The sequence below is a fragment of the Burkholderia sp. AU45274 genome (assembly GCF_030482505.1).
In the GTDB taxonomy this organism is placed as follows: Bacteria; Pseudomonadota; Gammaproteobacteria; order Burkholderiales; family Burkholderiaceae; genus Burkholderia.
Genome location: NZ_JAUJQE010000007.1, coordinates 273,667 through 288,017 on the forward strand (window position 1 = coordinate 273,667; position 14,351 = coordinate 288,017).

At 66.8% G+C, this 14,351-nt stretch carries 13 protein-coding genes; 4 read left to right on the plus strand and 9 right to left on the minus strand.

The features are described 5' to 3' along the window. Positions 1 to 182 precede the first annotated feature (182 nt). Both QZM35_RS25265 and QZM35_RS25270 read left to right on the plus strand, forming a co-directional pair. The gene (locus tag QZM35_RS25265; RefSeq protein ID WP_089428821.1) at positions 183 to 452 is read left to right on the plus strand and encodes a hypothetical protein; all 270 of its coding nucleotides are present in this window, start codon (positions 183 to 185) and stop codon (positions 450 to 452) included. Positions 453 to 604: 152 nt separating this feature from the next. Next, positions 605 to 1,600: a DedA family protein/thiosulfate sulfurtransferase GlpE gene (locus QZM35_RS25270; RefSeq protein ID WP_301777014.1), complete on the plus strand. Its 996-nt coding sequence runs from the start codon at positions 605 to 607 to the stop codon at positions 1,598 to 1,600. 54 nt (positions 1,601 to 1,654) lie between these two features. Here the strand turns inward: QZM35_RS25270 and QZM35_RS25275 are convergent, their stop codons facing one another. From QZM35_RS25275 to QZM35_RS25305, 7 genes are all read right to left on the minus strand, one after another. After that, positions 1,655 to 3,115 carry an OprD family porin gene (locus QZM35_RS25275; RefSeq protein ID WP_039349592.1) on the minus strand — a complete coding sequence of 487 codons (1,461 nt, stop codon included), beginning with the start codon at positions 3,113 to 3,115 and terminating at the stop codon, positions 1,655 to 1,657. 165 nt (positions 3,116 to 3,280) lie between these two features. Next, positions 3,281 to 4,300 carry an ABC transporter ATP-binding protein gene (locus tag QZM35_RS25280; protein ID WP_179255115.1) on the minus strand — a complete coding sequence of 340 codons (1,020 nt, stop codon included), beginning with the start codon at positions 4,298 to 4,300 and terminating at the stop codon, positions 3,281 to 3,283. After that, complete coding sequence (locus QZM35_RS25285; RefSeq protein ID WP_089428819.1) at positions 4,297 to 5,289, minus strand: ABC transporter ATP-binding protein; 993 nt, start codon at positions 5,287 to 5,289, stop codon at positions 4,297 to 4,299. Before QZM35_RS25285 ends, QZM35_RS25280 begins: the two co-directional genes overlap by 4 nt. A gap of 2 nt (positions 5,290 to 5,291) precedes the next feature. Beyond that, positions 5,292 to 6,194: an ABC transporter permease gene (locus tag QZM35_RS25290; RefSeq protein ID WP_089428818.1), complete on the minus strand. Its 903-nt coding sequence runs from the start codon at positions 6,192 to 6,194 to the stop codon at positions 5,292 to 5,294. 13 nt (positions 6,195 to 6,207) lie between these two features. Then, complete coding sequence (locus tag QZM35_RS25295; RefSeq protein ID WP_089428817.1) at positions 6,208 to 7,146, minus strand: ABC transporter permease subunit; 939 nt, start codon at positions 7,144 to 7,146, stop codon at positions 6,208 to 6,210. A gap of 11 nt (positions 7,147 to 7,157) precedes the next feature. Then, positions 7,158 to 8,768 carry a peptide ABC transporter substrate-binding protein gene (locus QZM35_RS25300; RefSeq protein ID WP_089428816.1) on the minus strand — a complete coding sequence of 537 codons (1,611 nt, stop codon included), beginning with the start codon at positions 8,766 to 8,768 and terminating at the stop codon, positions 7,158 to 7,160. Between the two features lie 179 nt (positions 8,769 to 8,947). Next, positions 8,948 to 9,526 carry a cupin domain-containing protein gene (locus QZM35_RS25305; RefSeq protein ID WP_069252724.1) on the minus strand — a complete coding sequence of 193 codons (579 nt, stop codon included), beginning with the start codon at positions 9,524 to 9,526 and terminating at the stop codon, positions 8,948 to 8,950. 500 nt (positions 9,527 to 10,026) lie between these two features. Here QZM35_RS25305 and QZM35_RS25310 point away from each other — a divergent pair, with 500 nt between their 5' ends. Both QZM35_RS25310 and QZM35_RS25315 read left to right on the plus strand, forming a co-directional pair. Beyond that, on the plus strand, positions 10,027 to 11,547 hold the full coding sequence (locus QZM35_RS25310; RefSeq protein ID WP_089475860.1) for a peptide MFS transporter: 1,521 nt from the start codon (positions 10,027 to 10,029) through the stop codon (positions 11,545 to 11,547). A gap of 120 nt (positions 11,548 to 11,667) precedes the next feature. After that, positions 11,668 to 11,874, plus strand: a complete 207-nt coding sequence (locus tag QZM35_RS25315; protein WP_089428814.1) for a hypothetical protein — start codon at positions 11,668 to 11,670, stop codon at positions 11,872 to 11,874. Between the two features lie 46 nt (positions 11,875 to 11,920). Here QZM35_RS25315 and QZM35_RS25320 read toward each other — a convergent pair whose 3' ends face one another. Further along, positions 11,921 to 13,045: an OpgC domain-containing protein gene (locus QZM35_RS25320; protein WP_301777015.1), complete on the minus strand. Its 1,125-nt coding sequence runs from the start codon at positions 13,043 to 13,045 to the stop codon at positions 11,921 to 11,923. Between the two features lie 397 nt (positions 13,046 to 13,442). Beyond that, on the minus strand, positions 13,443 to 14,342 hold the full coding sequence (rarD, locus tag QZM35_RS25325; protein WP_089428813.1) for an EamA family transporter RarD: 900 nt from the start codon (positions 14,340 to 14,342) through the stop codon (positions 13,443 to 13,445). Positions 14,343 to 14,351: the final 9 nt, after the last annotated feature.

Below are 14,351 nucleotides of genomic sequence, written 5' to 3' on the forward strand. Positions count from 1 at the left end.
CCCGATCCGGCGCAAACGCCCGCCCCGCGCGGCTCAAACATCAGAAGGATCAATGGTTCAGCCCTCAATTCCCCCCAACGAAATTGCTCCGAATTGCGGCCCGTTCGCGTTAAACTGCGCCAAGCTGTATTCAACCAAGACATCTTCGCCACTACGGCATCCACGATACGAGGATAGGTTCGATGCGCACTTCCGGCTCATCCGGGGCAATGACCCTGCTCACCGAACACGACCCGACCGACGGTCGCGAACTGCGCTCGCTCCGGCTCGAAGCAACCGGCGACGGCAAGAGCGTGCTGCTGATCGAGATCGACGAACGCAAGCCCGGCATCCACCGCGAAGTCCGCTACGAGATCACGCCGGCCGAACTGATCGCGGCGATCCGCTCGCACGGCGCCGAGCTCCCCGGCGAAAACCACGGCGCCGCGTCACTCGCCCGCACCTCCTCCTGATTTCGAACGGTGAGCCGCGCGCAACGCGCCGGCTCACCGCGCCCCCTGCCGCCGTCACGCACGTTGCGTTATTCCCGCCGCTGACTTGAAAAAGGCCGATAATCGGCCCATCTGCGTGCTTTCCGCGCGCGTTTCCTTTTCGGCCAGCCGTCATGCTCCTCCGCGACCTCGTCGCCCAATACGGGCCGCTTCTCGTCTTCGTCAACGTGCTCGCGGCGGCCATCGGGCTGCCGGTGCCCGCGATGCCGACGCTCGTGCTGTTCGGCGCGATGTCCGCGATGCATCCGGCGATGATCGGCTCGCAACTGGTCACGGTGGTCGTGCTGTCGGTGCTCGGCGCACTGATCGGCGACACCGTGTGGTACCTCGCCGGCCGGCGCTTCGGCGGCACGACGCTGAAGACGATCTGCCGCCTGTCGCTGTCGCGTGACAGCTGCGTGAAGAAAACCGAACGCTTCTTCGGCCGCTACGGCGTGCGCGTGCTCGCCGTCGCGCGCTTCATTCCGGGGCTGTCGCTCGTGTCGGTGCCGATGGCCGGCGCGTTCGGCACGCGCTATCGCACGTTCCTCGGCTACGACGCGCTCGGCGCCGCGCTGTGGACGATCGTCGGGCTGATGGTCGGGCTGATGTTCGCGCGCCAGATCGACTGGCTGTTCGCCGGTGCGGGCCAGCTCGGCCGCGCGGCGCTGCTGGGGGCCGTCGCGGTGCTGGCCGTGTACGCGACGATCCGCTGGATGCGCCGCCGCGCGCTGATCCGCCAGCTCGCGAGCGCGCGGGTCGGCGTCGACGAGCTCGACGCGATGCTGCGCGATACGTCCGCGCCGGTGGTCCTCGACGTGCGCTCGCCCGAGCACCGCAAGCTCGATCCGTTCACGATTCCCGGCGCGCAGTTCGCCGACGAACGCCAGATCGGCGACATCGTCGCGCGTTATCCGTTCTCGCAGAAGTTCGTCGTGTACTGCTCGTGCCCGAACGAGTTCACGGCCGCGTTGATGGCGAAGCGCCTGCTCGACGCCGGCTTCACCGATGCGCTCGCGCTGCGCGGCGGCCTCGATGCATGGCGCGATACGGGCCGCCAGCTCACGTCGCTCGTGGAAGACATGCCCGCTGCGAACGATCCGGTCGCGGGGCTGCACAAGCCGGCCTGATCGCGTCGATCGAAGGCCGGCCGTGCGAGGCGGGGGCGCCTGCGCCCCCTGCGATCAGAACGCGTGCAGCGGCAGGTTCACGACCAGGCGGTACTCGGTGTTCGTCGCGTCCGAGTAGTGTGCCGAACCGGCGTGCCACATCGCGATGAACGTGACCTTCGTGTCCTTCAGCTTGCCGCTCTGGAACGTGTACGACGGGATGAAGCCGAACTCGTGGTGACGGCCCTGCACCGGCGCGCCGTTGCTCCAGTAGATGCTCGACTTGCTCGGGTCGTTCGCCGCGCCCGCGCTGCCGTCCGCCCCCCAGCCCGTCACGCCCCAGACCATCGCCTTGAAGCCCGGCAGGCCCGCTTCCTTGCCGTAGAACGTGTAACGCAGCTGCAGCGACTTTTCGTGCGGCGCGTTGTAGTCGACGTCCATCGAGTTGGTCAGGAAGATCCCGTTCGTTTCGTTCAAGTAGTCGAAGAACTGGTCGCCGAGCACCTGCTGGAAGCCGAGCAGCAGCTCGTGCGGGCCGTGCTGCGCGGCCAGCGACAGGCTGTAGGCGTTGTTGTTGATCTTGCCTTGCAGCGCGTCGCCCGTGTCGTGCGTCGAGTAGACGTTGCCGAAGCCCGTCCACTTGATCGTCTGCGGGCTGCCGATGCTGTGCTTCACCGACGCGTAGTACTGGTGCCACACGTCGTCGGCCTGGTTCGCGTACAGCGCGATTTCGCCGTTCGGCGAGTAGTCCCACGTGCCGCCGACGTACGACAGGCGGTTGATGCGCGTGCCGCCGTATTGCGTCGTCAGGTTGGTGAGCGTCGTATGACCACGCGCGTCGGTCTTCGTGAAGCTGCCGGCCTCGAGCATCACGTTCTTGAATTCATTGCTGACGAGCGTCGCACCGAGGAACGTCGGCGGCAGCGCGCGGTTGTCGTGCTGCTCCATGAACGGGTTGTCGACGGCCTGCAGACCGTACTTGACCACCGTGTTCGAGATGCGCGCCTTCACGTCGTAGATGCCGGGATAGGCCCAGGCGAGCTGGTTGCCGCCACCGCCGCCCTTCGCGATGTGCACCATGCTGCCCGCGCCCTGGCCGCCGTCGAGCTTCAGCGCCGCATACAGCGATGCGTCGAAACCGATACCGATCAGGCCCGTCGTGTAGCCCGACTCGAAGTTCGCCATCGCGCCCTGGACCCACGCGTGGCGATGCGGCCCGCCCTTGGCGTCGAGCACGTCCGCATAGTTGCGGAACAGGAAGTTGAGATGGCTGTCGGCGATGAAGCCCTTCGACTGCGACTGCGCCGACGGCTCGTCGGGCGGCGTGACGGCCTGGTTCGCCTCGGCGTTGATGACGGCGTTCGGGGTCGTTGCCTGCGCAACGGTCGTGCCCGGTGCGGCCTGCGCGACCGTCAGCGGTGCGGGGGCCGCGTCGTCGGCGTGCGCGACGCCCGTCAGCGAGACACCGGCGAGTGCCGGCAGCCCCCAGGCAAGCAGCATTTTCGATGCCGTCCCGATCGTCTTCTGTTTTTTCATCGTAATTCTCGTCTTGTGTTGATATCGTCCACGCCGGTTGCGATCCGCGCCCGGCCCCCCGGCGCGCCCGATTAAAGACGCGCCTGTACCCGCGGCGCGAAGATCGTTCGCGCCGCACCTACCCCTGTTGACCTGCCTTGGTTATGTTTGCTGCGTCACTTCAGCTCACGCCACACCCGCGCGGATGCACGCGACACGCGCGGCCGACCCCTGCCGAACTTCCGGCAGCGGCACGTCCTGCGCGCACGCGTCGATCGCGACCGGGCAGCGCGTGCGGAACGCGCAGCCGGACGGCGGGTTGAGCGGCGAGGGCATCTCGCCCGCCAGCAGCATCGGACGGCGAGCACGCTCGCGCGCCGGCTCCGGCGTCGGCGCCGCGTCGAGCAGCGCCTTCGTGTACGGGTGCTGCGGCACGCCGTACACGTCATGCCGCGTGCCGAACTCCATCACGCGGCCGAGATACATCACGAGCACACGCTGGCTGATGGCCTTCACCACCGCCAGATCGTGCGCTACGAACAGATAGGACAACGACAGTTCGCGTTGAAGGTCGCGCAGCAGGTTCACGATCTGCGCCTGGATCGACACGTCGAGCGCCGAGACGGGTTCGTCGCAGATCACGAGCTTCGGCTCGCCGATCAGCGCGCGCGCGATGCCGACGCGCTGGCACTGCCCGCCGGAAAATTCGTGCGGATAACGCAGCAGGTGATGCGCGTTCAGGCCGACGCGTTCGAGCATCGTGACGACGCGGCGGCGCACCTCGGTGCGGCCGAGGCCGGCCTGGTGCGTGACGAGCGGCTCCGCGACCACCTGTTCGATCGTCATGCGCGGATCGAGCGACGCGAGCGGATCCTGGAAGATCATCTGCACTTCGCGCCGCATCGTGGTGCCGCGCAGGTGATCGGGCGCCACGGCTTCGCCGCGCCATTTCACCGTGCCGGCCGTCATCGGCACGAGGCCGATCAGCGCGCGCGCGAGCGTCGACTTCCCGCAGCCCGATTCGCCGACGAGCCCGACCGTCTCGCCTCGTTTCACGTCGAACGACACGCCGTCGACGGCGCGCAGCGTCCCCTTCGGCGACCACGGATAGCCGCCGAGCGGCACGCGGAAATGCACTTTCAGACCGTCGACGGACAGCAGCGTGTCGTCCGTCGCGCCGGTATTGCGGCGTTCATTGACGCTCATCGCAGACCTCCCGTCAGATCGGCCACGGGGCGGTGGCACGCGCGCACCGCGCCCACGGCGCCATAGGTTTCGAGCGCGGGGCGCGCCGCGCCGCAGCGTTCTTCCGCATACGTGCAGCGCTTCGCGAACGCGCAGCCGGCCGGCGCGGTGCCGGGCATCGGCGGATTGCCGGGAATCGCGACGAGCGGCGCATCGTCCGCGTCGGTCAGGCGCGGCAGCGCGTTGAGCAGGCCGATCGTGTACGGATGCGACGGCGCCGCGAAGATCGAATCGGCCGGCGCGTATTCGACGGTGCGGCCCGCATACATGACCATCACGTCGTCCGCGAGGCCCGCGACCACGCCCATGTCGTGCGTGATCAGCACGATCGCGGTGCCGCGCTCGCGGTTCAGCTCGCGCAGCAGGTCGATGATCTGCGCCTGCACGGTCACGTCGAGCGCGGTGGTCGGCTCGTCGGCGATCAGGATTTCCGGCTCGGACAGCAGCGCCATCGCGATCATCACGCGCTGGCGCATGCCGCCCGAGAACTCGTGCGGATACATGCGGATGCGGCGTGCTGCATCGGGAATGCGCACCGATTCGAGCGCCTCGATCGCGCGCTTCGTGGCGTCCTTGCGCGACAGCTTGCGATGCAGCTGAAGCGTCTCGGTCATCTGCCGCTCGATCGTCAGGAACGGATTGAGCGACGTCATCGGATCCTGGAAGATCATCGCGATCCGGTCGCCGCGTATCTTGTTCAGCGCGCGTGAATCCATCTCGAGGAGGTTGTCGCCGCGATAGCGCGCGGCGCCGGTGGTCGTGCCGTTGCCGGCCAGCAGGCCGAGCATCGCCATCACGGTCTGGCTCTTGCCCGAGCCCGATTCGCCGACGATGCCGAGCGTCTTGCCGGCTTCGAGCGAGAACGACACGCCGCTCACGGCGTCCACCGGCGGCGCGTCCTTGCGCGTGAAGCGCACGCCGAGGTTGTCTACTTCAAGCAGTGCGGCCATCTTCAGCGGTCCTTCGGGTCGAGCGCGTCACGCAGGCCATCGCCGACGAAGTTCACGCAGTAAAGCGTCACGCACAGCATGACGGCCGGGGCCAGCAGCAGCCACGGCGTCGATTCCAGTTTCTGCGCGCCGTCCTGAATCAGCACGCCCCAGCTCGTCATCGGTTCCTGCACGCCGAGGCCGAGGAACGACAGCACCGATTCGGTCAGCACGATGCCCGGCACCGAGACCGTCGCGTACACGACGACCACGCCGAGCAGGTTCGGCACGATGTGGCGCAGCACGATCGACGCCGGCGTCACGCCGATCGCCCGTGCCGCATCGACGAACTCGCGGCTGCGCAGCGACAGCGTCTGGCCGCGCACGACGCGCGCCATGTCGATCCACGAGAACGCGCTGATGGTCAGCACGACCAGCATGAACGAGCGGCCGAACAGGGTCATCATCAGGATCGCGATCAGCAGGTACGGGATCGCGTACATCATGTCGACGATGCGCATCATCACGGAGTCGACGCGGCCGCCCGCGAAGCCCGCGGTCGCGCCCCATGCGACGCCGAACAGGCCCGACACGAGCGTGCCGAGCAGGCCGACCTCGATCGACACGCGGCCGCCGATCAGCGTGCGCACCAGCAGGTCGCGGCCGAGCTCGTCGGTGCCGAACCAGTGCTGGTTCGCCCAGGTGGGCGGCAGGCTGATCGAGCCCCAGTCGCTTGCCGAAGGATCGGCCGCGAGCAGCCACGGGCCGACGAAACAGGCGAGCGTGATCAGCGCGAGCAGCACGAGGCTGAACACGGCCGCACGGTTGTGAAGGAAGCGCGCCATCGCAAGCGCGAACGGCGAGCGCGAACGCGGCGGCGAGTCGGCCTGCACGGGCAGGCCGACGACGGGAGTAGTCGGAGTCATCGCTGTGCCTCGCTCAATAACGGATGCGCGGATCGAGCCACGCGTACGCGAGGTCGACCAGCAGGTTGAACAGCACCGCGCAGACGGTCGTCAGCACGACGAGGCCGAGCACCAGCGTGTAGTCGCGGTTGATGGCACCGTTCACGACGAGCTGCCCGAGCCCCGGCAGCGCGAACACCGATTCGGTGACGACGGCCGCCGTGATCGACGTGATGCAGACCGTGCCGAACAGCGACACGACCGGCATCAGCGCAGGCTTCAGCGCATGGCGCAGCACGATCGTCGAGCCCGGCAGGCCCTTCGCGCGCGCGGTGCGGATGTAGTTGCTCGACAGCGTCTCGATCATCGAGCCGCGCATCACGCGCGCGAGCAGCGACATGTTGATGAAGGTCAGCAGCACGATCGGCAGCAGCCGGTACTCCCAGCCGCCGTCACCCCAGCCGCCCGCGGGCAGCCAGCCGTTGCCGGACGACGTCTTCAGCAGGATCGCGAAGATCCACACGAGCACGGGGCCGAGCACGAACGGCGGCACGACATTGCCGACGTTGCCGATCAGCATCACGACGCGGTCGATGAAGCTGTCGCGGCGCACCGCCGCGACGGTGCCGAGCAACACGCCGAACACGATCGAGATCGGGATCGACACGCCGCCCACGCCGAGGCTCACGGGCAGCGCCTTCTTCACGAGATCGTTCACCGACCAGTCGACGTAGCGGAACGACGGACCGAGATCGCCATGCAGCAGCGAATCGAGGTACATCAGGTACTGCTTCCACAGCGGCTGATCGAGGTGGTACTTCGCGTTCAGGTTCGCGAGCGTCGCGGCGGACAACTGCTTTTCCGTATCGAACGGACCGCCGGGCGTGAAGTGCAGCAGCAGGTAGCAGACGGTGACGACCGCGAGGATCGTCGGCACCGCCCACAACGTGCGCCTCAATGCGTAGGCCAGCATGATCGCTCCGCTCAGTGCTTGATCAGGTACATGTCCTGCGAAGCACGCATGTCGATCACGTTCTTCAGCGAGTAGCCGCCCACATAGGGCTTCACGAGACGATCGGCCGAGTACTGGAACAGCGGCACCATCGGCGTGTCGCTCAGCGCCATGTCGTGCGCCTGCGTGAGCAGCGCGGCGCGTGCCTTGTCGTCGAGCTTCTGGTTGCCTTCGTCGACGAGCGCGTCGGCCTGCTTGTTGCAGTAGCCGACGGTGTTCTGCGCGCTGCCGCAGCGCAGCAGGTCGAAGAACGTCATCGCGTCGTTGTAGTCGGCGAACCAGCCGTCACGGGCGATCTGCACCTTGCCGTCATGACGCTCCTTCATCAGCACCTTGAACTCGACGTTCTCGAGCTTCGTATTGACGCCGAGCTTGGTGCGCCATTCCGACGCGGCGAACAGCGCGACCTTCTTGTGCAGGTCGTTGGTGTTGTACGTCAGCGTGAATGACAGCGGCTTCGCATCCGAGTAGCCGGCCTGCTTCAGCAGGTTCTTCGCGGTCTCGACGCGCTTGGCCATCGGCCACGACGCCCAATCCGGCGTGAACGGCTGCACGCCCTTCGTGCCGCTCGGCATCAGGCCGTACATCGGCTTCTCGCCGGCCTGCGTGAGCCTTTGCGTCAGCACGTCGCGATCGAGCACCATCGACAGCGCCTGGCGCACGCGCTTGTCCTTCAGCGCCGGATCGCTGTTGTTCAGGTAGTAGTAATAGGTCGCGAGCTGCAGGCCCTGGCGCAGTTCGCCGCCGAACTGCTTGCTGACCTGCTGGAAGATCCCCGACGGGATCGAGTAGCTGTAGTCGATCTGGCCGGCCTGGTACATGCGCATCGCCGTCTCGTCGCTCTCGATCGGCAAGTACGTGACCTTGTTGATCACGACCTTCGGCGCGTTCCAGTACTTCGCATCCTTCGAGATCACGATGCGGTTGTTCGGCTGCCAGTCGACGAGCTGGTATGCGCCGTTGCTGACGATGTTGCCCGGGCGCGTCCATGCGTCGCCGAGCTTCGTCACCGTGTCCTTGTTCACCGGCGCGAGCGGCACCATGGCCGTCAGTTCCGGGAAGAATGCGACCGGCACGTCGGTCGTCACTTCCAGCGTGTACGGATCGATCGCGCGCACGCCGAGCGTCGACGGCGCAGCCTTGCCTGCGATGATGTCCTTCGAGTTCTTCACGAACTCGACGAGGATCGTGTACTTCGAGCCCGTCTTCGGATCGACGAGGCGCTGCCACGAGTAGACGAAATCGGCGGCCGTCACCGGCTGGCCGTTGCTCCACTTCGCGTCATGGCGAAGCTTGAAGATCCACGTCGTCGGCGACTTGCGCTCCCACGACAGCGCGACGCCCGGCACGACCTGGCCGGCCGCATCGATGCGGGCCAGCCCTTCGAACAGGTCGAGGCCGATCGTGTTGCCGGTCCACGATTCGATGTGCGCGGGGTCGAGCGACTCGATTTCGGCGGGCACCTGTCGCGTCAGGTCCTGTTGAGGCGCGAGCGCGACGTTCGACGGAACGGTAACGGCATGGGCGGCAGGCGTCAGGGCGAGCGCGGCCAGCACGGCCGACATGGCATGCAAGGATTTCATCGTGGCAGTCTTGAGAAAGGTTGTTCGGTGAGCGTCGCGCGGCGGATGCCGCGGATTACGCTTGAGACGCTGACGGGCGCAGCGATTGAGGAGGCCCGTGATTCTCGTATTGCATTTTAGTATTCCTTACGTTTCTTTCGACAGGCATTCCGTCTTCGAAACGAAGGAATACCTGTGCGTTAGAACAGCCTCGGTGTACCGACCCAGACCACCACCGACTCGATCTTCGCGGTGTTGACCCAGCTGTGCGGGACCGTCGACTGATAGTGCGAGCTGTCGCCGGCCTGCAGGACGAACGTCTTGCCTTCCAGCGTCAGCGACACTTCCCCTTCAATCACATACAGGAACTCCTCTCCTGCATGTGTCGTCACCTCGGACCGCTTCTGCCCCGGCGGCATCCTCACGAGGATCGCCTCCAGCTGGCGCCCTTCGGATACGTTCGTCAACCGCGCGAACAGGTTCGCCGAATCGGCAAACCCGAAGAAGCGCAGCTGCTCGCCTCGGCACACCGAGCGTTCCTCGCTCGGCGTATCCACGAAGTACTGCACCGTCACACCGAGCGCGTGCGCGATACCGGCCAACGATGTCAGCGACGGCGACGCGAGCCCGCGTTCGACTTGAGACAGAAACGGCTTCGAAATCCCCGCGGCGGTAGCGGTGTCGTCGAGCGTGCGCTTGAGTCGTTGGCGCAACGCGCGAATCTTGCTGCCCAGCGCGGCAGCATCTGCAGCCCGCGAGTTTTCAGTGGGGGGAACCATAGCAGGCCGAAAAGTGATCGTCAAAAAATGTTTGATGGAAAATAACTAAGTTAGAACGATATAGCTTAGTCTTCGGGTTCGCCCACGTCTTCGGTGTCAAGCCCGGTGCACTAAACGGGACACGAAGCGAGCGAAACGACGCGCTATCTTGCCAGACTCGCCGGCTTCACAGGCAAGCTGCAAGCGGCTCTCCGGGAATCTTCGGAGGACCTGCACGGAATCTTACAAATAGATGATGAGACGAATGTTCCTGAAAGCTGCTGCCACATTGGGAGTTTCCCTAGGTGGCAGGCACCTGACGCACCGGACCGGCAGCCGTTACCATGCGCGCGCCGGTCGGGGCCCTTCCCCGCCACACCCGGCGGAGTCCGACCCCGGCCCGGGCTAACCGCCCGACTGTTCCATCGCCGTCACGAAGCCTACCCGGCCCATTGTGCATCGGCGCCAGTTCGACCCCAAAGACGACGCGTGATCCGTGCCGTCCGTTTCAAACGAGATTGATGATGCAACCACCCGTTTCACAAACCCGATCGTTCACGACGGTCTTCCTCATCGAAATGTGGGAGCGCTTCGGCTACTACGGCATGGCCGCGCTCCTGGTCCTCTTCATGGTCGACCGGCTCGGTTTCACCGACAGCCATGCGAACCTGACCTGGGGTGCGTTCACCGCACTCGTCTATGCGGCGCCGTCGATCGGCGGCTGGATCGGCGACAAGGTGCTCGGCGCCCGTCGCACGATGATCATCGGCGCGGCCGTGCTGTGCGCCGGCTACCTGATGCTGTCGGTCCCGAATGATCAATTGACGTACATGTACGCGTCGCTCGGCGTGATCGTCGTCGGCAACGGCCTGTTCAAGGCCAACGCGGCCAACCTCGTGCGACGCATCTATGAAGGCGACGACGCGCGCATCGACAGCGCGTTCACGATCTACTACATGGCGGTCAACATCGGCTCGACGGTGTCGATGCTCGCGACGCCGTGGATCAAGGATCACTGGGGCTGGCACGCCGCGTTCGCGGTCTGCTGCGGCGGCATGCTGCTCGCGATCCTCAACTTCATGCTGATGCATCGCACGCTCGCGCACGTCGGCTCGCTGCCGGACGACCAGCCGATCCGCTGGAAGCGCCTCGGCGCGGTCGCGCTGGGCGGGGTCGGGCTCGCGCTGATCACGCTGTACGTGCTGCAGCACAAGCAGCTCGCCGTCGCCAGCGTGTGGACGGCAGCGTTCGCGATCCTCGCGATCTTCGCGTACATGATCGCGAAGTCGGAGCGCTCGGAGCGCGCGGGCCTGATCGCGGCGCTCGTGCTGATCGGCCAGGTGATCCTGTTCTTCATCTTCTACGTGCAGATGTCGACGTCGCTGACGCTGTTCGCGCTGCGCAACGTCGATCCGCGCTTCATGCTGTTCGACACGACGCTGTTCACGTGGAGCGCCGCGCAGTTCCAGGCGCTGAACCCGATCTGGATCATGCTGCTGAGCCCGGTGCTCGTGTGGGTGTACAACGCCGTCGCGAAGAGCGGCCGCGACCTGCCGGTCGCCGCGAAGTACGCGCTCGGCTTCGGCGCAGTGGCCGCCGGCTACCTGGTGTTCACGATCAGCGGCCGCTACGCGGTCGACGGCCGTGTGTCGTCGTGGTTCATGGTGTGGGGCTACGGCCTCTACTCGCTCGGCGAACTGCTGGTGAGCGGCCTCGGCCTCGCGATGATCGCCCGCTACGTGCCGGCGCGCATGAGCGGCTTCATGATGGGTGCGTACTTCGTCGCGACGGGCGTGTCGCAGTATCTGGGCAGCGTCGTCGCGAACTTCGCGCAGATGCCGTCGCACGAACTGCCGGCCACCGAATCGCTGCCGCTGTACCTGTCGCTGTTCGAGAAGCTCGGCTGGCTCGCCGCGATCGGCATGGTGCTCGCGCTGCTGCTGCTGCCGCTGATGAACCGCCTGTCGCGCCAGCACCAGCGTTGTGCGGAAGCGCGCCGCGAAGAAGCGCCGCAGGCGCAGGGCGTCGCCACCGCGCAGTAAGTAATATCCCTCGGCGTGCGGCGTGCACGCCACATTCTCCCGCCAGGCACGCGAACGCGTCCTACACTGGTTGCAGGAAGCGCATCCGCTTCGCGAGATGCGCACTGGCGGGAGAAGACGATGAAAAGCAAAGCAACGCGGCTCTTGAGGATACTGTCGGACATCCGGCACGCTCAGCGCTGCACCGCGATACGTGCCGCGCGCGCCGCGGCCGAAGCCGACGCGGTACTCGCGGAACGCGACGAGCCGGCGCCCGACGAACGCGACGACGCGGAAGCCGACGACGCCACCTCCGTTCCCCGCTCCCGTATCGACTCACCTCACTGACGCCGCGCGGCACGCTCCGTGCCGCACGCACTGCGTCCCGCGCCGCTCACGCGGCCGCGCTGCGCCACCGCGCGATCCACGATCCCGAGCCGGCCACGGCCATCATCAGCCCGAGCGCGCACGCGTCGGCCACGAGGCCGACGCCGACGTGCCGCAGATCCGCGCTGCGCACGACCGGATGCAGCAGCGAATCGATGACGAGCGAGATCGCCGCGCCCGCGACGAAGCAGATGAGCCCGCGCTGGCCCACGGCCACGACGGGCCGCACACCCTGCGCGATCCGCGCGATCCAGCCGAAGCGCACGCAATCGGCCATCAGCCACGCGATGGCCGCGAAGCTCACGACGCGCGGCAGCGCGAGATCGCGCTTGAACACGCCTTCCGGCAGCGGCAGCCCCGAGAACAGCTTGTAGCTCGCGCAGCCGAGCACGACCGCGCACGCGAGCCCGGTCGCGGCGGCCCCCCAGCGCCCGAGCGCGATGCGCCGGTAGAACGGCTGGCAGCGCGCGAGCACGCCGGCGACGAACATCAGTTGCCACGCGAACGGATTGAAACTCCAGCGGAATCCGTCGGCATCCAGCAACTCGGGGCCGAGCCAGCCCGCCGTCAGCCACGACGCGACGCTGAGCGCAACCAGCAGCCACGGATGCCGGCGCGCGAACGGCACGAGCACCGGCGACGCGAGCGCGAACAGCACGTACATCGGCAGCACCGACGCGAGATAGGGCTGGCGCTGGAACGTCAGCAGCTCGGCTGCGCCCGTGAGCGGCGACGCGAGCATCACGCTAACGTCGTCGAGCGCGAGGTTCGGCGCATCGATCCCGTAGTGATCGAGCACGGCCGACACGACGAGCATCAGCGTCGAGGTCGCGAGAAACGCGCGGTAGATCTGCATCGCGCGGCGCACGAAGCGCTTTTGCGCGGCGCGCGCGCCGTGTCGCTCGGCAATCGCGCCATAGGCGCTCGCGGTCGCGAAGCCGCCGAGAAAGACGAAGACCTCGGCCGCATCGCACAGCGCGAACGCGTGCAGCGTGACGCGCGACAGCACGCTCGCGCCGATGTGATCGACGACGATCATCAACAGCACGATGCCGCGGAAGAAATCGACTTCGATCAGGCGGCCGCTGCGCGACGGTGGAAACGTGGCGGAAGGCGGCGGGCTCAACGACATGAGCACACCTGCACGACGGCGGTGCGACACGCACCGGAGAATGGATCGAGGAGCGGAAGGCGAGCGCGATCAGCGACGATACGCGTATGCCCGCATCGCGCCAACCCGGCCGGCCAGGCACGGAGATGACCGTTCATTGAAAGGCTGCATACGAAGGGAAGTCGGTAAGGCCAGTCTAATGGCCGATCCGGGGAGACCCTAAGTAACAAAGTGCAACCGAATCTTCTGTTCGATTACACGCGCGAGCCTTGTCGCGCAAGGCGGGCAGCGTCGCCAGACTCGCGTCAGCGCGATGCCAGCTTGCGGTCAGCATCGATGGGTTCGACCGCTGCGGCATGGTGGTTTTGCGATGCGCGACGCGGCACGCCGCATGCAGCCGCCGCGTCGCGACCGACGTTTATCCGCGCGCGGGCAGGCGCCGCATCAACATCGCGCTGTGCCACGCGGTGAGCGCGACCGCGACCCAGATCGGCCCGTACGTCGCGAGCTTCGCGATGCTCAGCGTCTCGCCGAGCAGCAGCAGCGACACCGCGACGAGCAGCACGGGTTCGACGTAGCCGAGAATCCCGAACAGCGCCATCGGCAGCATCCGGCTCGCCTTCAGGTAGCTCGCGAGCGCGAGCGTGCTGAGCACGCCGAGGCCCGGCAGCAGTGCGGCCCACAGCACCGGGTGGTCGGCCACGTGCGTCGTGCTCGTCACGACCATCGCGAACGCGATCGGGCACAGCAGCACGATCTCGACCGCGAACGCGGCGAGCGAATCGGCGTTGATCCGCCGGCGCAGCACGAAATACGGCGGATAGCCGAGCGCGACGACGAGCGTCGGCCACGCGAACGCGCGCGTCGCCCACACTTCGTGCGCGACGCCGAGCGCCGCGCACGCGACCGCCGCCCATTGCAGCGGATCGAGCCGTTCGTGATAGTAGAAGCGGCCGACGAGCACCATCGTCAGCGGCAGCAGGAAATAGCCGAGCGACACTTCGAGCATGCGGCCGTGCAGCGGCGCCCACAGGAACAGCCACAACTGCACGCCGAGCAGCGCGGCGCTCACGGGCAGCGCAATCAGCAGGCGCCAGTCGCGCACGCTGCGCCGCAGGAGGTCGACGAGCGCCGGCCAACGGCCGCGCAGCGCGATCAGCGCGAGCGCGCCCGGCGCGGTCCACAACACGCGCCACGCGAAGATGTCGAGCCCCGTGAGCGGCGCCAGCAGTTTCGCGTAAGCGGACATCAGCGCGAACAGTGTCGACGCCATCACCGACAACACGAGGCCGCGCCCGGCCTCCGGATACCCCGTCATGATCGTTCC